The sequence below is a fragment of the Blattabacterium cuenoti genome (assembly GCF_014251375.1).
GTDB lineage: Bacteria > Bacteroidota > Bacteroidia > Flavobacteriales > Blattabacteriaceae > Blattabacterium > Blattabacterium cuenoti_K.
Genome location: NZ_CP059187.1, coordinates 547,809 through 570,068, shown reverse-complemented (window position 1 = coordinate 570,068; position 22,260 = coordinate 547,809). Strand labels below are relative to the sequence as shown.

Below are 22,260 nucleotides of genomic sequence, written 5' to 3'. Positions count from 1 at the left end.
TTTTTAAAACCGAAAAAGAACTTCTGTTGTATATTGTTTTAGTTTTTCTTTAGATAAATCATAATCTGGAGTAAACACTAACATAAAACCTCCTCCTCCAAAACCACATAATTTTAGGTAATGTATATTGGTAAAAAGTCCTTCTTCCCATATTTTACAAAATTTTTCTGGAATTATAGGACGAAAATGATGAAATCCCCAAGCAGAAAGTGATTTGACGTGTTTTAGTAATACTTGAAAATCTTTTTTTAGAAAAGCTTCAATACATTTTTCATTGTATTTAAAAAATTCTTCCTTTAATATTTTTTTGAATTTATCATGGTTTAATTTTTTTAAAAAAAAATTTATCATTGATGATGTCCTTGGGATTCCGGAATCGAGTAAAAATATCGCCCCTCTCCCTTTTAAAAAAGGAATTTTTATAGTTGAAATATTTGTTTTTGAACGAATCAGTAAAGGAATGTTTAAGTAACAAATTAAAGGATCAATCCCCGAACTTTTTCCGTGAAAAAAAGATTCCATTTGGCTAAATGTTCTTTTCAAACTTATTATGTGTTTTTGTTCTTTTTTTATCACACATTTTTTGAGTTTGTTTGTAGCGTATTTTTCATAAATAGCGGCAACTAGCGCACCTGAACTTCCAATTCCATATCCTTGAGGAATGTTTGAATGAAAAAAAATTCCTTTTTGAATATCTTCATGTAATTTATAAAGATCTAATGAAACCAAATTTTTTCTTTTTTTTTTCAATAAAAATTTGTAGTATTTTTTTAATTCTAAATTAGAATAAGAAAATTCTTTACTGGAAGTAGATTGAAATTTTAAAGTTCCTTGATAAGAATTATGAGGAATGGAAAGTCCGCTAGAATTTTCCAATATTCCATATTCTCCAAACAAAAGAACTTTTGCATGAAATAAAGATTGTTTCATATTTACTTCCTTAACTTTGTGTATCCTTTAAACAAATTTAGTGCAATTAAAACAAAAAACTAATTATTTTTTTATTTTTAATGTTTATAAATTTTTTCATAAAAATTTTGTAATTTTTCTTTTTAGTGTTTAGTAACTGAAACTTAATAATTATTCACTATGAAAATAGCCATATATGGACAAAAATTTGTTAAGAAAAATATTCCATACATCAATCAGTTCATAGGCTATGTTTCAAATCATTCAATAGAAATTTATATTGAACAGTCATTTTTTAATGTTTTATCTTCTTTTGAAGAATTTAAAAATCTTAATTTTCCAGTTTTTTCTCATTATAAGGAATTATTAAATAAAGATTTTAGTTTGATGTTTACTTTTGGTGGAGATGGGACTATATTGTCTGCAATTACTCTCATTAGAGATTCAGGAATTCCTATTGTTGGAATAAATACAGGAAACTTGGGATTTTTAGCTTCTTTCAATAAAGATGTTTTTATTAAAAAAATAGATCAAATTTTTAATCAAAAACTCCATTTAATTCCTAGGAGTTTATTATGGTTAGAAACATCAATCGTAAATCATGATTTATTTTTTTTTAATAATTTTGCGTTAAATGAAATAGTTATCTTCCGTAAAGAAACGGTTTCTATGATCACCATAGATGTTTATATAGATAATGAATTTTTAACATCTTATTGGGCAGATGGGTTGATCATATCTACGCCTACAGGTTCTACCGGGTATTCTTTAAGCTGCGGGGGGCCAATAATTACTCCAGATAATAAAAATTTTGTTCTTACTCCCATTTCTCCACATAATTTATTTTCACGTCCACTAATTATTCCAGATACACAAAAAGTTCATTTTAAAATACATAGTCGTGTTAAATCTTATTCATTATCTTTAGACACAAGGCTGACTTATTTGAATAAAGAAAATGAATTATATATTAAAAAGGCTCCTTTTTATATATATCTCATTCAAGAAGAAAAAAAAACTTATTATAAAACTTTACGAGAAAAATTATTATGGGGAATGGATCAAAGGAATTAAAAAGAATTAATTTAATAAAAAATAAATACATATATCTTTGTATATAAATATATTTGTTACTCATAAATAAAAATAAAGAGAAAGATGGATTGATTATTTGATTTTTATGAAAAACTTATTAAAAAAAATAGATTATAATAACATTCCTCATCATGTAGCTATTATCATGGATGGAAACGGACGTTGGGCTGAAAAAAGAGGAAAAATTAGAACATTTGGACATGAAAATGCAATACAATCTGTAAGAGATACTATAATTGTAGTAAAAAAATTAAGAATTTCCTATATAACTTTATATGCTTTTTCCTCAGAAAATTGGAATCGTCCAAAAAAAGAAATAGATAATTTAATGCATTTCATTCATCTGAATTTAACTTCTTCTTTAGAAGAAATTCATGATAATAATGTAAAAATTATTTTTATAGGAGAAATAGAAAAATTTTCTTATCTAATTCAAAAAAAATTGATCTACTTTAGAAATAAAACCAAACATAATACATCAGGAACCTTGATTTTAGCTTTGAGCTATGGTGGAAGAGAAGAAATTTTAAGAGCTACAAAAAATATTGCTGAAAAAATTCATATTGGACGTTTTTCATTGAAAGATGTGAATTATTCTTCTTTTCAAAATCATTTATATACTAAAGACATACCAGATGTAGATTTGATCATTAGAACTAGTGGAGAACAACGAATTAGCAATTTTTTACTTTGGCAATCTGCTTATGCAGAATTTTATTTTACAAATGTATTATGGCCAGATTTTCGGAAAAAAGATTTTTATGAGGCCATAATAAATTATCAAAAAAGAAAACGTCGATTTGGAACAGTTGAGAATAACTAATAACTAGAACTAGAGTATTTTTTATGAAAAAAAGTATAATATTTTTCTTATTATTGACGCATCTTTCATTTTCATATAGCGTAACTGATTCATATAACAATAGCGTAACTGAAAAAACAGAAAACTGGATTCAGGAAAAACCAAAAAATGAGAAAATTTCTTCTTCTTTTACTATTAAAAATATTAAAATAATAGGGAAGACAAAATATGATCCTGTTTTTATTTCAAACTTATCTTGTCTCTATCCTGGAGATAAAATTGAGATACCAGGAAAAGAAATAGATAATGCTATTAAAAAGTTATGGGATACTAATCTTTTTAAAACAATATCCATATACAAAAAAAATACAAATCCAAAAAATAAAAATGAGATAGATTTATTCTTTGATTTAGAAGATTCAATAAAAGTTAATCAGATAAATCTTGAGGGAAATGGAAAGACACAATTTGAGACTATTAAAAAAATACATTCCGGAGATAAAATTTCTGATCATTTAATTCAATCTATTCATAATGAGATTGAAGATTATTATCTTAAAAAAGGATATAAAGATATTTCTATAAAAAAGGAATTCATTTCTACAAAAAAAGAGAATGAAAATATTCTCAATATACATGTATATAAAGGAAAAAAAACATGGATAGAAAATATATTTTTTTCGGGGAATCAAATTCTAAATGAAAAAGAATTACTCAATCTGATAGTTAAGACTAGAAATAAATTTTCTATTCCTTTTATAGAAAAAACTTTTTGTTTTGTATATGAAAATATCAATGATGACTTAAAAAATATTATACGAAAATATCAATCTATGGGATTTCTAGATGTAAAAGTTTTTTTAGATTCTATATGGAAAGAAAAATCTGGTAATTATAGCATAAAAATAAAAGTAGTAGAAGGAAAAAGATATTATCTAGGAAATGTTAAGTTTGTAGGGAACACATTTTTTAATGACTCTTTTTTAAAGAATATTCTCTCTTATAAAAAGGGAGATATTTATGATAAAATTGGAATTAATAACAATATTTTCAACTCTTTTGATGAGTTCAGTATTCTTTCAAATTATCTAAATTTTGGTTTTTTCTTCGTAAAGATTGTACCTATAGAAAAAAAAATCGTGAATAATCAAATTCATCTAGAAATAGAAATAGAAGAAAACAAACCGGTTTATATAAACAAAGTAAAGATATCAGGTAATACAATAACTAAAGATCATATCATTAGACGGGAATTAACCACTTATCCTGGAAATACTTTTTCTCCTAAAGAGATCAAATCTAGTTTACTTCATTTGAATAATTTAAATTTATTTGAAAGAATAAATCCATTTATTTTAATAAATAGAAAGAATAATACTCTCGATATAGAATGGCGTGTAGTTGAAAAAGGAGCCAATCAAATCCAATTACATGGAGGATATGAAAAAAGAAAAATTTTTGGAAATTTAAAATTAATTTTTGGAAATTTTTCTATTATCAATTTTTTTAAATGGAAATCTTGGAATCCTATCCCTCAAGGAAATGGACAAAAATTATTATTATTCAATCAATTTGGAAAAGATAAACAATCTTATGGTTTTTCTTTTACAGAACCTTGGATAGAAAAGACAAATCCAACATCTCTTACTTTTGAAATGCACTTTTCTAAGAAAAAGATAAAAAACGATGAAAATATTTCTTTTTTCACAAAAAAATTTAATCTAATCCCAGAAGGTTTTTTAGAAGAAAAAAAAATAGGATCTTCTATTAATTTGAATAAATTTTTAACTTTTTTTGATCCCTATTCTAAAATAGAATTATCTATGCATTATGATAAATTTTTTTATAAGAATTTAGTTACAGATGTTGATCTTAAAAAAAATCATTCTTTCCAGTTAAATAATTTAAGTTATTTAATCTCTTTACAAAGATTTTATGGAGTCCCCGATTTAATTTATCCTGTTAATGGATCTAAAATCCAGTTGAGTAGTATATTTACCATTCCTTATTCTATTCTTTTCAATAAGAAATTTGATTGGATAGAATTCTTTAAACTGAAAATTATTTCTTTTGGTTATAAAAAAATTGTAGATAATGTGGTCATCAAATTTGGAGGAGAATTTGGAATATTAGGAAAATATAATAATTCAAGTGAATTATTATCATCTCAAAAGTTTTATATGGGGGGAACTGGAGGAAGAAAATTAGAAGATAAAGATCTGATTCTGTTTAGAGGGTATAATCATACTGAATTTCTTCCCCCAGTAAATGGGGGAATTATTTATAATAAATATCTTTTTGAGGTTCGTTATTTAATAAAAAAATTTTCTTATAATATGTCTAAATTTTGGACTTTTCTTTTTATAGAAGAAGGATGTATTAGTGATTCTTATAAAAAATTTAATCCATTAAGAATGAATAAATCTTTTGGATTTGGATTTCGTATTTTTTTATCTCCAATAGGTCTTTTTGGAATAGACTTTGGTTATCCTATTAATAGTAGAATGAAAAAAGATTCCTTTTTATCTAGGTGGAAAACACATTTTATCATAGGACAAGATTGATTATTAATAAATCTAAACATAACATAGAATATTTTATGAAAAAAAACACGATTTTTTATTGTCTATTATTTTTTTTATTATTTGGAATAAAAGGATTTTCTAAATCTAAAGTAGAATGTAGTCAAAAAATTGTTTGTCTGAACAGTCTAATTCTTGTAGAAAAAATGCCTGGATTTTCTATTGCTCAAAAAGAATTAGAAAAATTAACTAAAAACCATGAAAATACGTTGGAAAAATTGGCAAAAGAATTTCATAAAAAGGCAGATAAATTTCAAAGAAATAGAAGTCCAATTCTTCAAAGAGAATTAGAAGTTTTACAGGCAAGGGCTCATGCATATCAGAAAACCGCTTCAGACGACTTAGCTAAAAAACAACAGAAATTATTGAATCCTCTGTATAAAAAAATAGAAAATGCTATTTACAAAGTAATGGAAAAAAATAAAACCATTATACGTGTTGATGACTGTAGTCCGGGAAAAGGAGTTTTAGTTAATAAAGGAATAGATATCACAGAGGAAGTCAGAAAAGAGTTAGGGATTTGATCCTATTATTTATAATAACATAACTAACTCTACTCTAGAGATACTACTACTATATAACTTCTCGCTTCTCTAATTAATCTCTAACTAAAAGTAGTAGTAGTGTTGTGGTGTGGTATCTGTGGTATCTCCCGGAATCGAACCGGGGACACAAGGATTTTCAGTCCTTTGCTCTACCGACTGAGCTAAGATACCAATAATCAATAAAACTATAAAAGTACAATAAAATAATAAGTAATAATCTGAAAAATTTTGTAAAGATATTTTTTTTATTAGTCTTTTTTATTTTTTCATGTACAACAACTCCAACAATAAAAACAAATACGAAAAAGGAAAATGTGAAAAAAGAGGCTCCTCATAGAATTTTTATTCGTATAAGTATTTTATATAAAGAAAATGGAATTTCTAGATTTTTCATTTATTCTCCAATTATGGAAGAATATTCTATTTATACTTTATATCCAAAAGGAATCCAATTATTTTTTTATGAAAAAGAAGATCCTAAAAAGTATATTTATCTTACTGCAAATTGGGTAAAATCAACTGAAAAAATCCTTTATCATATTAAAGGAAATATTATAATCATGAATCATAATGGAGATTATTTAAAAACTAATGAAATATTTTGGAATAAAAAAAACAAAAAAATATTTAATGATAAGTCTACAATCATCCATTATTCAGATGGAAGTATATTGCATGCGGTAAATGGATTCGAAGCATCTGATGATTTTAAAAATATTAAGCTAAAAAATACTCGGGGGATTTTCTTTTCTATAATAAAAACACTATGATTTTTCATATAAGTATAGTTTTCATTACTATACTTGTGTCCGCTTTTTTTTCTGGAATGGAAATGGCTTTAATTTCTTCTAGTTTTTTTCAAATAGAATTAGAGAAAAAAAAAGGATCTTTTCGTTCTAAGTTACTTTCTAAAAGCATAAGAAATCCAAAAAAATTTATCACTACAATGTTAATAGGAAACACTATATCTTTAGTGATATATGGAATTCATATGGGAAAATTATTTCTATTTATCTCTCAAAAATGGTTTTTGATTTATAATAATTCTTTTTGGTTTTTAATTTTAGAAACAGTTTTTTCTGCTACTATCATTCTTGTTATTGGAGAATTGATTCCTAAAATAATATTTAGTGTATATTCTAATGAACTGTTAAATTTATTTATTATACCTGTATATTTTATATGCAAAATTTTTTCTCCTATTACAAATTTTATTATTTGGATATCTAATATTTTTCTGAATTTTTTCTGTGAAAAAGAAAATGATAAAGTGAAAATTTTTGATAAAGAAGATTTAATTTCTTTTATATCAGAAAACATAGAAAATGATATTCATGGAATAGTAGAATCAGAAGTAGAGATTTTTCACAAAGCATTGGATTTTTCTGAGAAAAAAGCGAGAGAGTGTATGGTTCCTAGAAAAGAAATGGTTGCTTCTAACATATGGAATTCTTCTATTGACAACATTCGGCATAAGTTTACAGAAAAAGGATTTTCAAAAATTGTAATTTATAAAAATAATATAGATAATATTATAGGATACATTCATTATTTAGAAATTTTGAAAAGAAACTCAAAAAATCTAGAATCTATAGTTAGACCGGTAGAATTTGTTTATCTTACTACTCCAATACGGAAAATAATGGATCTTCTCATTAAGAAAAAAAAAAGCATAGCTGTAGTGTTAGATGAATATGGTGGCACATCCGGAATGATAACTATAGAAGATATTTTAGAAGAGTTTCTTGGAGATATTAAAGATGAACATGATGAAATTTTATTTTTGGAAAAAAAATTAAATAGCAATGAATTTTTATTTTCTGCTCGGTTAAAGATTGATTTTCTTAATGAAAAGTATAAATTAGATCTTCCTAAGTCTGAAGATTATGAAACTTTAGGAGGTTTAATTGTGTTTCATACAGGAAATATTCCTAAAAAAGGTGAAGAAATAATTATTAGGAATATTTTTATTATTGAAATCAAAAAAGTATCTAAAAATAAAATAGAAGAAGTTTTTCTTAGAAAAAAAAAATTATAAATGAGTATTTTAGGAAAAATCAGAAAAAATACATGGCTTTTATTTTTATTTGTAGGAATTTTTTTGTTAGTTTTTATATTAGATCCTAATTTATTAAAAATTTTTTATGAAAATCCAAATATTATTGGAAAAGTAAATGGAGAAAACATTCCTGTAAAAGAATATATTAATTGTTTTCAATTTTTGAAACTATTTCGACAGGATGAACCAGACATTTATTTAAAAAACGAAGCTTGGAAATTATTGATTCATGAAAAAATGTTAAATCAACAAGCTGTAAAATTAGGAATACAAAGTACAAAAAAAGAATTTTGGGACGCTGTTTCTAAACAATCTTTGTATAGTAATATATCTGATTTTCAGAATTTCAATGGAGAATTAGACATTGTAAAATTTCAATCATATTTGAAAAAATTGGAAAATACTTCACCCATTTCTAATCCTCGAATAGAGGAGGAGAAAAATATTTGGTTATACGAAAAAAAAAATATAGCAAAAAAAATTTTTGCAAAAAAATACATAGAGATGTTAATGTATGGATTAAATACATCTTTGATAGAAGCAGAATTAAATTATAAGGATAAAAATTTTTTTTCTTTTATTGATTACATTTTTATTCCCTATTCTGAAATTGAAAACAGATATAAAAATATGTTTTCGATAAACAATTATGAGATTTCTGATTATATTAAAAAACATAAATTTTTTTATAATAAGAAAAAAGAAAATTTAAGAAGTCTTAGTTTTGTCATTTTTCGCTCTAAACCATCTTTAGATGATGAAAATTATATGAGAAAAAAAATGGAAAATTTATTTTATAAATTTCAATCAACCAATAAAAATTCCATTTTTGTTTCAAATCAATCTGAAAAACCTTTTGATTCAAATTTTTACTTAAAAAGATCTCTTCCACCTATTTTACAAAATTTTGTTTCAAACAATAATAATAAGATAGGAAGTATATTCGGACCTATAAAAGAAAAAAATATTTACATGATGGCTAAATTAACTGGAAAAAAAATGATATCTGATTCTGTTTTGGTAAGCCATATTTTAATTTCTCATAAAAATGCTGCGCGTTCTTCTAATCAAAGAACAAAAGAAGTATCTAAAAAAATAGCTCAAAATATATATAATATTCTTAAAAAGAATCCTTCCTTATTTGATTTTTTTGTGAAAAAAAAATCCGATGACTTAATGAATGCAAAAAAAAATAAAGGAAGTTTAGGATGGATTAAATATGAAGATAAAAATTCAATTGGAGAATTTGATATTTTTTCATCTAAAAATAAAAAAGGAATGATAGGAATGACTGAAACAAAATTTGGGTATCATATCCTTAGAATTGATGATAAAAGTAGTTTTATTCCTTCTTATCAATTTGCAGTAATAATAAAGACATTGATTCCATCTAAAAAAACAGAAGATTTTCTTTACAAAAGAGTAAGAAAATTTTTGATAAAAAATAAAAATTCTAGTTTAAATACATTGATTAATAATGCAAGAAGAAATAAATATGAAACTATATATTTGAAAAATATTAAATCTTCTCAATGGGAGATAGATGGATTAAATACAGAAGTAGATAAAGAAATTATTAATTGGGCATTTGAAAAAAATAGAAAAAAGGGAGATTTTAAAATGCTCTCCACATCAAATAATAAAGACTATATTCTTATCTATCTTTCTAAAATTCAAAATAGAGGAATTTCTATTGAAAAAATAAAAAAAGATTTGATTTTTTCCCTAAAAAAAGAAAAAATAAGCAGGTATTTATCTAACATGATGAATAAAAAATTTTTTCCAAAAAATTTGAAAGAAATCGCATTCTATTTTTCTAAAAAAATAAAAAAATATTATAAAATAAATTTTCATGATTCGATAATTGATTCTTGTAAAGAACCTGAAGTAGTAGGGTATTCTTTTTCATTGAAGTTGGGGGAAACTTCACCACCTATATTAGGAGAAAAAGGAGTTTTTTTTGTTAGACCATTAAAACATTTTTTTCCTTCTAAAAAACCATCTTATTTTTCTTATGAAATGGAAATTTTAAATTCTTATTTGAGAAAAAATTCACTGGAAATTTTGGGGAAAGTTTTTATGGACAAATCAATAATAAAAGATTACAGAAGTAATATTCTAGATTAGAATTATTCTTCTATTTTCGTTTTATAGAAAACTTATTATTTTCTTTTTGATCATCTTGAGAAAGAAAAGATTTTTCATTAGTATTGTTGATGTTATTTTGAAGAATAGAATTCTGAATTTTTTTTTTAGCATTTCTTAAATATCTTATTCCTTCTCCCATTCCCCTAGCTATATCCGGTATTTTTTTGGGTCCAAATATAAGAATAGCTACAAAAATTATAAAAAAACTTTCTTCAATACTGAGAAATAAGAGATTCATTATTCTTGATTTTTTTGATTTGAAAAATCATATACTATAGATGATGCTATAAATATAGAAGAATAAGTCCCAATACTTATTCCAAGTAATAAAGATAGCATAAAACTTCGAATAGTAATTTCTCCAAATAAAAAAATAGTAGCTATAACTAGTATAGTTATAAATGAAGTATTTATGGTTCTGTTTAAGGTGTTATAAATTCCATTATTTATAATTTTTCTCATGGAGAGACCTGATTTATAAAATTTTCGAATCTTATCATAAACTACTACTGTATCATTAATAGAATACCCTATTATAGTCAGTAAAGCGGCTATAAATGATTGATCTATTTCTAAAAAAGGAATTTTTTCATAAAAAATAGAGTATATTCCAATAACAATGATCAAATCATGTAATAGAGAAATGACTGCCCCCAATCCAAATTGCCATTTTTTAAATCTAATGAAAATATAAATAAATATCACTAATAAAGATATTATTATTGAAATAAAAGCATTTATAGTAATATCTTTAGCTATAAAAGGGTCTATTTTTTCATAGGATAAAATGCCTAAATGTTTTTCCTTTTCTAGAGATTTAAAGGAATTAAATTCCATAGGAATAAAATATGATTTTAATGCGAAAAACATTTTTTCTAAAATCTCTTGATCTACTTGATTACTTTCATCCCATATTTTATATTTAGTTACTATTTTTATTTGATTTTCATTTCCGAAAGTAAATACTTTCGGAAATGAAGGTTTTCCATTTTCTACAAATACTTTTGACAAAACCATAGCAATTTTTTCTGGTAGAACCTTTTTGTCAAAACGGATTATGTATGTCCGTCCTCCTACGAAATCTATTCCAAGATTTAATCCTTTATAAGAAAGCGAAATGACGCTAACTATAATACAAAAAAAAGAAATACTATAAGCTAATTTTCTTTTGGATAAAAAATCCCATTGTCCATTTATAATTTTCTTACTCTGAAAAAAAATGTTTTTGTATTTCTTTAAATGCCATTCTAAAAAAAATCTTCCAAGACATGTAGAAGAAAACACTGATGTCAAAATTCCAATAATTAAAGTAGTAGAAAATCCTTTAACAGGCCCTATTCCAAAATAAAATAAAATGATTCCACATAATAAAGTAGTTATTTGGCTATCTATAATAGATGATAAAGCTCCTTTTTTAAAAGTATAACTATTATAGATCGCTTTATGAATAGATAATCCGTAATTTAGATCTTCTTTAATTTTTTCATAAATAAGAACATAAGCGTCCATAGACATTGCTAATGTCAATATAATTCCAGCAATTCCAGGAAGAGTTAATACTGCATTGATAGAAATTAAAATTCCAAACATAAATATTAAATTAAATATCAATGCTATATTGGAATATAATCCCGGAATTAAGTAATAGAAAATCATCCAAATAAATACAAAAAATATTGCAAGAAAAAAAGATATTATTCCTTTTTGAATAGATTCTTTTCCTAAAGAAGCTCCTACTATTTCAGATTGAATAATTTTAACGGAAGTAGGGAATTTTCCTGCATTTAATATATTCACTAAATCATCTGATTCTTGAATTGATAAAAAAGGTCCCGATATTTGGAACATTCCATTTGTAATGACTGATTTTATTACAGGAGCTGTATAAACTAAATCATCAAGAACTATAGCAATGTTTTTTCCAATTTTTTTTTCAGTAAATATTTTCCAATTTCTAGTTCCTTCTCTATTCATTTTTATCTGAATAAACAATTCGTTAAATTGCCCTAAATATTTATCTGCATTCAGAATATCGTCTCCTTTTAAAAGATTTTCAGGATTAATTTTTACAGCGAATAACTTCAAAAAGTTTTCTTTATTATATTGGGCAGTTTGATATCCCCATAAAAATTTTATGTTCTTTAATTGATAAGGAAGTGATTCTACAGCTTCAATAGAATTCAAAAATTTTGTAATTATATTCGTATATTTTTGATTAACGAATCCTACAACTATATTGTTTTTTTCAAGATTAGAAACATTTAATAGTTTTATAAAAGATTGATTTTTATATTTGATTTCTTTATTTTTTTTTGTAAAATATTTTTTTTTTTTTGAGAAAAAATTTTATTTATGATTTCATAGTATGAATCAATTTCTTGTAATTGGCATACTTCAAAGAAGTTTAATTCAGCTTTTTTTTGTAAAATATTTTTTATTCTATCTATATCTTTTATCCCAGATAATTCTATCAAAATTTTATTTGAATTTTTGATACGTTGTATCTTGGGTTGAGTTACTCCAAATTTTGCAATTCTTGATCTAAGAATATTATAAGTAGTAAAAATAGAATCTTCTATTTTTTTTCTGATCTCCTTTTCTATTTCTTTTTTTGAACGACGATGACTATTATAGTCGTCTTCTGAAGAGAATTTTTCTATGTTGTTGTGGATGTGAAATCTATTTTCAAATAATTCTGATAAATCAATATTTGATTTTTTCTTTTTTTTTTCCTTATAAAAGAAATCTATAAAATTAGATAAATAATCTATATTCGGATATTTTTCCTTTTCTTTATCAGTCCGTTCTAATGCTTTTAAAAAAATAGGATTTTGATAATTTTTAGAAATTTTTTTTAACAGGTCTTTTTCAGATATTTCTAAAGTCATGCTAATTCCTCCTTTTAAATCTAATCCTAGATTTAGCGTTTTGTTTTTCTTATTAGGAGAAGGAGAATTAGAAAGGATTGAAGTGTTTTTTTCTTTTTCTTCTGAAAAAAATACAGTTCCAGATAGAATATAATATAAACAAATTATAGTTAATAAAATCATTATAAAAACTGTGAAAAAATTTCTTACACGCATTCTATCGATTATGTAATTTGCATTGTATATTAAAATGAAAATAAAAAGAAAATTATTTTATTGTTATTAGAATTTTTTAATTTTATAATATTAAATTTAATAACTAAATATAAATAACAAAAGACTTTATTTTTTGTTATCTCTATAATTATCTATGAATCATTTTTTCAGTATTTTACTTGATATTATGATAAAAAAAAAGAAAGTAAAACAACATTTTTTAATGTTCTAATTTTTTTTTACTTTATTAGAAAATATTTTAATGATTTTATCATCCATCCATATGAATAAATACACTAGCTACTTTTTGTATTTTTCATGTATGGATTTTTTTTTCAAATGATTCATCCTGAAAAAAAAAAGTTTAGTAAATTCTATCTTTAATGTTCAAAAAGGAAAATCGTCTGTGTAACGCATTATGCGAAAATATTAAATATTTAGATGCGGGGCAAATGAAAAAATGCGTTACAAATAAATTACTTATTAAGTATTAAAAAACAAGATGGATACAGAAATTTAATGATTTTACAAAATTTTTTGATGAATAATGATTGGATTGAGAATTCTATCTTGGATATCATGAATCATCCTATTATAGTTTCTATTTCTATTGTGGGAAATATTTTTTTGATAGAAAGTATTTTATCAATAGATAATGCGGCAGTATTATCATCTATGATTTTGGATCTAAAAGTAGAAGATAGAAAAAAAGCTCTAAGATATGGTCTTTTTGGAGCTTATTTTTTTAGAGGATTATGTTTATTTTTTACATCTAAATTGATTAGAATATGGTGGTTAAAACCTTTAGGAGGAATTTATTTAATTTATATTGGAGTAAAGTATTTTTTTTACCAGAAATTTTATAAAAAAAATGATAGAAAAAATATCCTTCCAATAACGAGTTCTTTTTGGAAAAGTATTTTTTTTATAGAAATAATGGATTTAGCTTTTTCTATTGACAATATTCTTGCAGCCGTTGCTTTATCTGAAAATTTAATTTTGATTTTTTTAGGTGTTTTTACAGGTATTTTATCTATGAGATGGGTAACTAAAATATTTGTAAAATTAATAGAAAAAAAACCTTTTTTGAAAGATTCAGCTTTTTCTGTAATTTTTCTTCTTGGAATTAAACTTATTTTTTCTTTTTTCTATAAAAAATATTTTTTTATTTTTGAAAGGTTTTTTCCGTTTCTTACTGTTATGATATTTTTATTTCCAATTTTTATGTCCTATATTTTTCAAAAAAAAACAGAATAATATCAAACTAATATAGTAATAGGATCTTCCAATAGCTTTTTCAAAGAATTAAGAAAACTACTTCCTGTTGTTCCATCTATAATTCTATGATCGCAAGATAAAGTCACTTTCATAACATGGCCGATTTCAATCTTTGAATCTTTAACTATTGGTTTTTCTATAATAGCTCCTACAGAAAGAATAGATGAATTAGGGATATTAATTATAGAAGTAAAAAATTCAATTCCATACATGCCTAGATTAGAAACTGTAAACGTACTATTTTCTATTTCTTCTGGTTGTATTTTTTTAGATTTAGAACGTAATACTTTATCTTTTATCTCTTTGGAAATTTGAAGTAACGATTTTTGATCAGTATTTCGAATTACGGGGACAATTAATCCATCTTTTACAGATACTGCTACTCCAATATTAATATGAGAATAACATAGAATTTCTTTTTCTTTCCATGAAGCATTGATATTAGGATGATTTCTCAAAGAGTGAGAAACTGCTTTAATAATAATATCGTTAAAAGATATTTTTTCTTCTAGAGTGAGTTTTTCATTCAAATTTTTTCTTAATTGTATCATTTTTCCCACATTAATTTCAATCATTAAATAATAATGAGGAGCTGTAAATTTAGAATTTGTTAAATGTGTCGCAATTCTTTTTCTCATAGAAGAATGAGGATAATGTGTCGATTCCTGATTACTACTATTATTATTGTTATTGTTGTTGTTTTTATTTAAAAAACTGAGATCCTCATTATTCACATTTATATCAAATGTTTTTTGGTATATTTCAATATCTTTTTTAGTGATACGACCTTTTTCACAGATTCCTTTTTTTATTTTTTTGATAGGAATACCTATTTTTTTTGCCATTTTTTTTGCTAAAGGAGAGATAAATATTCTTTTTTCTTCTTTTTTATTATTCTTTTCAATAATTTTTTTTTCTGTTTTGTTTTTTTTTAACTTAGATAAAAGAAAACTTATATCTTCTCCTTCTTCTCCAATAATGGCTAGGGGCTCATTTACACGTGTTGTCCCCCCTTTTTTTACACCAATAAAAAGTAGAATTCCGCTAACATCAATTTCAAAATCCTGGGTCGCTTTATCAGTTTCTATTTCAGCAAGAATATCTCCTTCTGAAACTTTATCTCCTACTTTTTTATTCCATTTGATAATAGTCCCCTCTTTCATTGTATCACTCAACTGGGGCATAGATATTATTTCTGCCATTCTTAAATATTATTTTTTTTAAATTATTTTATTACTCATGGGATCATTATCTAAAAAAGGATAATTGGTTTCGTTGTAAACGACATTATACATTTTTTCTAAAGAAGGAGGATCTGATTTTTCTGCAAATTCAACACAGGTTTCTACTTCTTTTTTTATTTCATACTCTATGGAATTTAAATTTTCTATAGTTTCCCATTTATTTTGGATAATAATATTTTTTAATTTCAAAATAGGATCTTTTTTTTTATAAAAATGAATTTCTTTTTTACTCCTATATGATTCGGAATCAGACATAGAATGGCCTCTATATCTGTAAGTTTTTATTTCTAAAAATGTTGGCCCATCACCTCTTCTAGCTCTTTCAATAGCAGGAAAAACTTTTTTTGCTACTTTTTCAGGATCCATTCCATCTACAGGATAAGAAGGCATTCCGTAGGCCCCCCCTATTTTATAAATTTCTTCTATATTAGTACTTCTTTTTACAGATGTCCCCATAGCATATTGATTATTTTCACATATGAAGACAACAGGAAGTTTCCATATCATAGACATATTGAAAGTTTCATGTAAAGATCCTTGTCTTACGGCTCCATCTCCCATAATTGTTATGGTCACAGAATCTCTATTAAAATACTTATCTGCAAAAGCGATTCCAGCACCTAATGGAATTTGAGCACCTACTATCCCATGTCCTCCGTAAAAACGATATTTTTTACTAAATATATGCATAGACCCTCCCATACCATGAGAGGTCCCTGTATCCTTTCCTAGTAGTTCTGACATTACTTCTTTTGGATCTACTCCCATAGAAATGGGTAAAATATGACATCTATAAGCAGTTATAATTTTATCTTTAGACAAATCCATTGCATGAGTTAATCCTGCAGGAATTGCCTCTTGTCCGTTATATAAATGTAAAAATCCTCTTATTTTTTGCTTTAAATATAGGACACGACATTTATCCTCAAATTTTCTCCAAAAAGACATATCTTTAAACCACTTTAGATAGGTTACGGTGGTAATTTCTTTCATCAAAGAAAAATTTAATTTTTATGAATTTTTTGCATATACAAATTTAATCTTTCAAATAGAAATCTACAACAAAAGAAAAAAATTACTTCAGATTAAGTCAATTAGAGTTTCTAATGAATTTTTTCTAGATCCTTTAATGAGAATTAAATCTATTTTATGAGTTGTTGAATTAGAAATAGAAGAAGAATAATAATCTTGAATCCATTTTTTGAAAATGTTTTTGTTAATAAATTTTTTTATTTTTTCACTGTTTTTGATAGTTATGGAAAAAAATATTTTTCCAATTAAAAATACTGTATTTATGTTACTATTTTCTAACTCAATAACAATTTTTTTATGCTCTTTAAAAGAAGAAAAACCTAATTCCAACATATCTCCTAGTATAGCCATTTTATTTCCTTTAATTTGATTAAAATAGGAAATAGATTTTTTCATACTGGTGGGATTTGCATTGTAACAATCCATAATAATTTTTATTTTTTTTATTTCTACAATTTGAGATCTGTAACTATTTGGAACATATTCTTCTATAGCTTTTTTAATTTTTTTCAAAGGAACCTGAAAGTAATTTCCAATAGTTATGGCAGCAGCGATGTTGTATAAATTATAGTTTCCTATTAATTTAGAAATTATTTGTATGTTTTTTACATATAAAACAGAGATCAGATCTCTTTGATTCCATGAATATTTAATTTTGACATCTGAATTTTTTTTTTCAGAAAAAATATATCTATTAATTCCTAAACTATTAGTTAATTGAATGGAATCATCTCCATTCACAAAAACTTTTTTCTTTTTTTTTTTAAAAAATCATACAATTCTAATTTTCCAGAAATCACTCCTTTCATGTTCTTAAATCCTTCTAAATGAGCTTTTCCAAAATTAGTTATATATCCATAATCTGGATTAATTATGGAACACATTTTTTTTATTTCTTTTTCATGATTTGCACCTATTTCTATGACAGAAATTTGTGTTTTCTTAGACATTGATAGAATAGTTAACGGAATCCCTATATGATTGTTTAAATTATCTTTAGTAGAATGAACAAAATTATATTTTTTAGAGAGAACTGCGCTTATTAATTCTTTAGTAGTCGTTTTTCCATTACTCCCCGTAATCGCGATTATAGGGATATTTTTTATTTGTAATCTATGATATTTCGCTAATTTTTGTAGAAAATACAGAGTGTTTTTTACAAAAAAAATGTTTTTATAACGAGAAAAAGAATAAATTGGATTATCCACTATAGACATCATTGCTCCATTTGAAATTGCTTCGTGAGCAAATTGATTTCCATCAAAATTTTTTCCTTTTAGAGCAAAAAAAATAGAATTTTTTTTTATTTTTTTACTATTTGTTTCTATTCCAGAAGAAATGGAATAAAACTTATATAAGTTTCTGATGTTCATCAATAATTTTATTTTTGAATTTTTTTTTATTCAAAAACAGATCTTCTTCAAGTTTCGTTTTTAAATTATGAATATTGGTAATAACTATTCTATTTTTCTCTTTGATGTAAGAAATATAACCAGTTTCTTCAGAAATTACGAGACAGATTGCATCAGTTTTTTCAGATAATCCAATAGCCGCTCTATGACGAAGACCTAACCGAGATGGAATTTCTTTATTATAAGAGACTGGAAGTATAGCTCTCGTTCTCACTATTTTATTTCCTATAACGACGACAGCTCCATCATGGAGTGGACTATTTTTATAAAAAATACTTTCTAAAATAGGAATATTTACTTTCGCATCCATTTCATCTCCATTTTGTATAAACTCTTTTATATCTTGATGTAATTGAATCACTATCAATACTCCTGTTTTATCACCTGATAAGATAGCACAAGCTTTTACAATACTATCTATAGTTTCCGTTTTTACTGAAGAGGTCCCCCCACCTGATTTTCCAAATAGAGAAAGAACAAATTTTTTCAAAAAAATTCTGCTTCCAACTATAAGAAGAAATTTTCTAATTTCTGGTTGAAATAGTATAATTAAAGCTAAGAAACCTCCTTTGAAAAAAGCACTTATAACTATGCTAAGAAGTTTCATATCATACATTTCTACTATTTTCCAAAAAACAAAAGTAACAATGATTCCGTAAAAAATATTTAAAGCAGCTGTACTATAAATGAGTTTATACACTTGAAAGAAAATAATGGATACTAGAAAAATATCTAAAATATTAATGAAGGAAATTCTCAATAAAAAAAATGTATACACAAAAATAATAAATTAAGAAGTATGATGTAGTATTATTTACTTACTAAACTGACTTAACTTAATACAAAAAAACTACTAAAGTCACAATACTTATTATCTACTTACTTTAAACTTTTTTTCTATTTTTATTTTTTTATAAAATTGTACTAATTTGATACATTCCATAGCTTCTTTCACGTCATGTACACGGATAAATTTAACTCCTTTCAACAGAGATAAAGTATGAATAACAGAAGTCGCATTTAATGATTTTTCAGAAGAAATATTTAGAATATTTTGAATCATAGATTTTCTAGAAATACCTATTAAAATTAAATGATCTTCAAATCCCATCAAAGATAAATGTTTTAATAATTGAAAATTTTGTTCTAATGTTTTTCCAAAACCAAATCCAGGATCTAAAATTATATCATTTATACCATATTGTTTCAAATAGTAAATTTTCTTAGAAAAGAAATTATTAGTATCTATAATTATATTTTTTGTATTTCTTTCATTTTTCTTTAAACTCAAATAAGTTAATATATATGGAATCTTAAGTTTGGATAACAAAAGAAACATTTTTTTATCTAGTATTCCTCCAGATATATCATTTATCATTACTGCTCCTTCTTTTACTGCTATTTCAGCAACTTTACTACGAAAAGTATCTATAGATATTTTAGTTTTTGGAAATGTTTTTAATATAATACGAATGGGGTTGATTACTCTTTTTAGTTCTTCTTCTTCTGTTGGGAATTTAGTAGCATATGGACGAGTCGAACAACCTCCAATATCTATGAAATCAGATCCTTCATTTAATAGAGATTCTACATGTTGTAAAATTTTGTATTCTGAATTCAATTGTCCTCCATCATAAAAGGAATCAGGTGTAACATTTACTATCCCCATAATTTTTGGTTCCTTGAAACATAGTAAAGATCCTGCACAATTAATCGTCATTTTAAAAAAAAACTATTTTTGTAATTGATTGAATAATCAAATTCAATGATATGGATATGAATCATATTTTCATTGATTTTATCATTAAAAAATGTAAAAAATTGTTTAAAGAAAAATTAAAAGATTATGATATTTCATGGAAAAAGCTAAAAAATACATCTATGATGGATCAAATTTTTATAAAAATTTTACGTATACAAAATATACAAAAAATAGGTAATCAAAATCAAAAAGTAAAAGAAGAAAACATTATAGATACATACATAGATATCATAAATTATATTATAATAACATTAATAAAATTAAATTATTCTCATGATTTAGAAAAAAAAATTAAACATTTTAAAATTTTAAATATTTATACTAAAGAATTAAATAAGATCAAAAGTTATAGTTATAATTCTAATTCTACATATGAAAATATTTCAATAGATAAAATTGTAAGAAATATTTTTCATATTAAGAAAAAAAAATATTTTTCATATTTTAATGAAAAATTCTATTTTGAAATGTTAAAAATGATAACATTTTTATTAATTAAATATATGGAAAAACTAGAAGAAAAAACTAATAATTTTTCTATCTATACGAACAATGAAAAAAAAAATTGTAATTGCAAATTGGAAGATGAATCATGATTTCTATGAAACTACTTCTTTTCTTAGAAACTTATTAAAAATTATTCTTGAAAGAAAAATAAATCACAAAAAAAAAGTAATTATAGCACCATCTTTTCCTTTTTTACAAATTTCAAATCAGATTTTACAAGGGACTTGTTTAAGTATTTCCGCTCAAAATGTTCATCAAATAGAAAATGGATCTTATACAGGTGAAGTGTCTGTTTCTATGTTAAGATCTATAGGGGTACAACAAGTTATATTAGGACATAGTGAGCGTAAAAAGTATTTTTTTGAAACAAATGAGATTCTACTGAAAAAAATTCATATTTCATTAAAATATGGTTTTTCCATTATTTTCTGTATTGGAGAAACGTTTTTTGAAAGAGAAAAAAAAAAACATTTTTCTGTTATAAAAAATCAGTTAGAAAAAACTATTTTTCAATTTCCTTCAGAAAAAATGAACTTTTTTATTATAGCATACGAACCGATATGGGCAATTGGAACAGGAAAAACTGCTACTCCTGAACAAGCTCAGAAAATGCATCAGTATATTCGTTCCTTATTTATGGAAAAGTATGGAAAAAAAATATCTAAAAGAATTTCTATTTTATATGGAGGAAGTATTAGCGAGACTAATGCTAGAAATCTTTTTTCTCAAGAAGATATAGATGGGGGGCTGGTTGGAAATTCTTCACTAAGAATAGAAAAATTTGTAAAAATCCTTTTATCTTAAAAAAAGAATTAAAATAGTATTCGTATTTACATGACCCCGTAGCTTAATTGGATAGAGCATCTGACTACGGATCAGAAGGTTTATGGGTTCGAATCCCATCGGGGTCTTCTTTTTTATATTTTTTATTTATCCTAAATAAGGTTTTAGTATTTTACTTCTGGAAGAATGTTTTAATCTTTTTAAAGCTATGCTTTCAATTTGTCTCACTCTTTCTCTTGTTAAATCACAAGATTGTCCTACTTCTTCTAATGTCATTGGGGGGGATCCATTCAAACCAAAATGTAAAATGATAACACGACGTTCTCTTTCACTTAAAGTTTCTAAAATTCTCTTTATATCTTTTCTAAGAGATTCTTTTTCTAAATGTTCATCCGGTCTAGGTGATTCATCAGATCGTACTAAATCATATAGATTAGAGGAATCTTCCCCTTCTATTAAAGGGGCGTCCATTGAAACATGTCTACCTGAATTTTTGATAGATTCTTCTACATCTTTTTCATTCATATTTAAATGTTCTGCGATTTCTCTTACAGAAGGGGTTCTTTGTAACTCTTGTTCTAATTGAGAAAGAGTTTTAAGTATTTTATTTAATAAAGCTAATTTATTTGTGGGTTGACGAATAGATCTTGATTGTTCTGCAATTGCTTGTAGAATTGCTTGTCTTATCCACCAAACAACATAAGAAATACATTTGAAGCCTCTTGTTTCATCAAAACGAAGTATCCCCTTTATCAACCCTAAATTTCCTTCATTTATTAAATCGCATAAACTTAATCCTTGATTTTGATATTGTTTAGCTACAGAAACAACAAAACGTAAATTAGCATTAACAAGCTTTTCTATAGCATATGGATCTCCTTTTCTTGCTTTACGAGCATATTCTACTTCTTCTTCTGGTGTTAATAATGGAATTTTTCCTATTTCATGAAGATATTTATCTAAAGATTCAGATTCACGATTGGTTACTTGTTTAGTAATTTTTAGTTGTCTCATAATTA

Annotated in this window: 21 protein-coding genes and 2 tRNA genes; 11 read left to right on the top strand and 12 right to left on the bottom strand. The window is 24.6% G+C overall.

Annotated elements, in window-relative coordinates:
* Positions 1-3: 3 nt before the first annotated feature.
* Positions 4-930 carry a mevalonate kinase family protein gene (locus H0H71_RS02720; RefSeq protein WP_185856003.1) on the bottom strand — a complete coding sequence of 309 codons (927 nt, stop codon included), beginning with the start codon at positions 928-930 and terminating at the stop codon, positions 4-6.
* A 159-nt stretch (positions 931-1,089) separates the two neighbouring features.
* Here H0H71_RS02720 and H0H71_RS02715 point away from each other — a divergent pair, with 159 nt between their 5' ends.
* The 4 genes from H0H71_RS02715 to H0H71_RS02700 all read left to right on the top strand — a co-directional run bounded on the left by H0H71_RS02715 (position 1,090) and on the right by H0H71_RS02700 (position 5,912).
* Positions 1,090-1,983 (top strand): NAD kinase, encoded by an 894-nt coding sequence (locus H0H71_RS02715; RefSeq protein WP_185856002.1) that lies wholly within the window; start codon positions 1,090-1,092, stop codon positions 1,981-1,983.
* Between the two features lie 106 nt (positions 1,984-2,089).
* Positions 2,090-2,827 (top strand): isoprenyl transferase, encoded by a 738-nt coding sequence (locus H0H71_RS02710; RefSeq protein WP_185856001.1) that lies wholly within the window; start codon positions 2,090-2,092, stop codon positions 2,825-2,827.
* Positions 2,828-2,850: 23 nt separating this feature from the next.
* Positions 2,851-5,370, top strand: a complete 2,520-nt coding sequence (locus tag H0H71_RS02705; protein ID WP_185856000.1) for a BamA/OMP85 family outer membrane protein — start codon at positions 2,851-2,853, stop codon at positions 5,368-5,370.
* A gap of 35 nt (positions 5,371-5,405) precedes the next feature.
* Positions 5,406-5,912 carry an OmpH family outer membrane protein gene (locus H0H71_RS02700; RefSeq protein ID WP_185855999.1) on the top strand — a complete coding sequence of 169 codons (507 nt, stop codon included), beginning with the start codon at positions 5,406-5,408 and terminating at the stop codon, positions 5,910-5,912.
* A gap of 119 nt (positions 5,913-6,031) precedes the next feature.
* Here the strand turns inward: H0H71_RS02700 and H0H71_RS02695 are convergent.
* Positions 6,032-6,104 (bottom strand) — tRNA-Phe (locus tag H0H71_RS02695).
* A 143-nt stretch (positions 6,105-6,247) separates the two neighbouring features.
* Here H0H71_RS02695 and H0H71_RS02690 point away from each other — a divergent pair.
* The 3 genes from H0H71_RS02690 to H0H71_RS02680 are packed head-to-tail and all read left to right on the top strand — an operon-like array spanning position 6,248 to position 10,119.
* The gene (locus tag H0H71_RS02690) at positions 6,248-6,703 is read left to right on the top strand and encodes an LptA/OstA family protein (RefSeq protein ID WP_238784448.1); all 456 of its coding nucleotides are present in this window, start codon (positions 6,248-6,250) and stop codon (positions 6,701-6,703) included.
* A complete protein-coding gene (locus tag H0H71_RS02685) occupies positions 6,700-7,971 on the top strand; it encodes a hemolysin family protein (protein WP_185855998.1) in 1,272 nt (423 codons plus the stop codon). The genes H0H71_RS02690 and H0H71_RS02685 overlap by 4 nt, the downstream gene beginning before the upstream one ends.
* Entirely contained in the window at positions 7,972-10,119 is a 2,148-nt protein-coding gene (locus H0H71_RS02680) for a SurA N-terminal domain-containing protein (protein WP_185855997.1), read from the top strand. It abuts the gene before it with no gap.
* Positions 10,120-10,129: 10 nt separating this feature from the next.
* On the opposite strand, the gene H0H71_RS02675 is transcribed toward H0H71_RS02680, so the two are convergent.
* From H0H71_RS02675 to H0H71_RS03090, 3 genes are all read right to left on the bottom strand, one after another.
* Entirely contained in the window at positions 10,130-10,378 is a 249-nt protein-coding gene (locus H0H71_RS02675) for a Sec-independent protein translocase subunit TatA/TatB (protein ID WP_238784447.1), read from the bottom strand.
* Positions 10,378-12,324: a protein translocase subunit SecF gene (secF, locus tag H0H71_RS02670; RefSeq protein ID WP_238784446.1), complete on the bottom strand. Its 1,947-nt coding sequence runs from the start codon at positions 12,322-12,324 to the stop codon at positions 10,378-10,380. The genes H0H71_RS02675 and secF overlap by 1 nt, the downstream gene beginning before the upstream one ends.
* 86 nt (positions 12,325-12,410) lie before the next feature.
* On the bottom strand, positions 12,411-13,190 hold the full coding sequence (locus H0H71_RS03090) for a preprotein translocase subunit SecD (protein WP_238784445.1): 780 nt from the start codon (positions 13,188-13,190) through the stop codon (positions 12,411-12,413).
* A 552-nt stretch (positions 13,191-13,742) separates the two neighbouring features.
* Between H0H71_RS03090 and H0H71_RS02665 the strand changes: the two genes are divergently transcribed.
* On the top strand, positions 13,743-14,480 hold the full coding sequence (locus H0H71_RS02665) for a TerC family protein (protein ID WP_238784444.1): 738 nt from the start codon (positions 13,743-13,745) through the stop codon (positions 14,478-14,480).
* 2 nt (positions 14,481-14,482) lie between these two features.
* Here the strand turns inward: H0H71_RS02665 and H0H71_RS02660 are convergent, their stop codons facing one another.
* From H0H71_RS02660 to folP, 6 genes are all read right to left on the bottom strand, one after another.
* The gene (locus H0H71_RS02660) at positions 14,483-15,703 is read right to left on the bottom strand and encodes a dihydrolipoamide acetyltransferase family protein (protein WP_185855996.1); all 1,221 of its coding nucleotides are present in this window, start codon (positions 15,701-15,703) and stop codon (positions 14,483-14,485) included.
* An 18-nt stretch (positions 15,704-15,721) separates the two neighbouring features.
* Positions 15,722-16,738: a pyruvate dehydrogenase (acetyl-transferring) E1 component subunit alpha gene (pdhA, locus tag H0H71_RS02655; protein WP_185855995.1), complete on the bottom strand. Its 1,017-nt coding sequence runs from the start codon at positions 16,736-16,738 to the stop codon at positions 15,722-15,724.
* Positions 16,739-16,825: 87 nt separating this feature from the next.
* Entirely contained in the window at positions 16,826-17,518 is a 693-nt protein-coding gene (locus H0H71_RS03110) for a glutamate ligase domain-containing protein (RefSeq protein ID WP_262887063.1), read from the bottom strand.
* Positions 17,515-18,150, bottom strand: a complete 636-nt coding sequence (locus H0H71_RS03080; protein ID WP_262887062.1) for a Mur ligase family protein — start codon at positions 18,148-18,150, stop codon at positions 17,515-17,517. Before H0H71_RS03080 ends, H0H71_RS03110 begins: the two co-directional genes overlap by 4 nt.
* Complete coding sequence (locus tag H0H71_RS02645) at positions 18,128-18,949, bottom strand: diadenylate cyclase (protein ID WP_185855994.1); 822 nt, start codon at positions 18,947-18,949, stop codon at positions 18,128-18,130. Before H0H71_RS02645 ends, H0H71_RS03080 begins: the two co-directional genes overlap by 23 nt.
* Positions 18,950-19,060: 111 nt before the next feature.
* Positions 19,061-19,909, bottom strand: coding sequence for a dihydropteroate synthase (gene folP, locus H0H71_RS02640; RefSeq protein ID WP_185855993.1), 849 nt, complete (start codon positions 19,907-19,909; stop codon positions 19,061-19,063).
* A 56-nt stretch (positions 19,910-19,965) separates the two neighbouring features.
* Between folP and H0H71_RS02635 the strand changes: the two genes are divergently transcribed.
* The 3 genes from H0H71_RS02635 (at position 19,966) to H0H71_RS02625 (ending at position 21,369) form a co-directional block, all read left to right on the top strand.
* Positions 19,966-20,547 (top strand): nucleotide modification associated domain-containing protein, encoded by a 582-nt coding sequence (locus tag H0H71_RS02635; RefSeq protein ID WP_185855992.1) that lies wholly within the window; start codon positions 19,966-19,968, stop codon positions 20,545-20,547.
* On the top strand, positions 20,504-21,262 hold the full coding sequence (gene tpiA / locus H0H71_RS02630; protein ID WP_185855991.1) for a triose-phosphate isomerase: 759 nt from the start codon (positions 20,504-20,506) through the stop codon (positions 21,260-21,262). The genes H0H71_RS02635 and tpiA overlap by 44 nt, the downstream gene beginning before the upstream one ends.
* A 32-nt stretch (positions 21,263-21,294) precedes the next feature.
* A tRNA-Arg gene (locus H0H71_RS02625) sits at positions 21,295-21,369 on the top strand.
* Positions 21,370-21,388: 19 nt separating this feature from the next.
* Here H0H71_RS02625 and H0H71_RS02620 read toward each other — a convergent pair.
* On the bottom strand, positions 21,389-22,255 hold the full coding sequence (locus H0H71_RS02620; RefSeq protein ID WP_185855990.1) for a sigma-70 family RNA polymerase sigma factor: 867 nt from the start codon (positions 22,253-22,255) through the stop codon (positions 21,389-21,391).
* Positions 22,256-22,260: the final 5 nt, after the last annotated feature.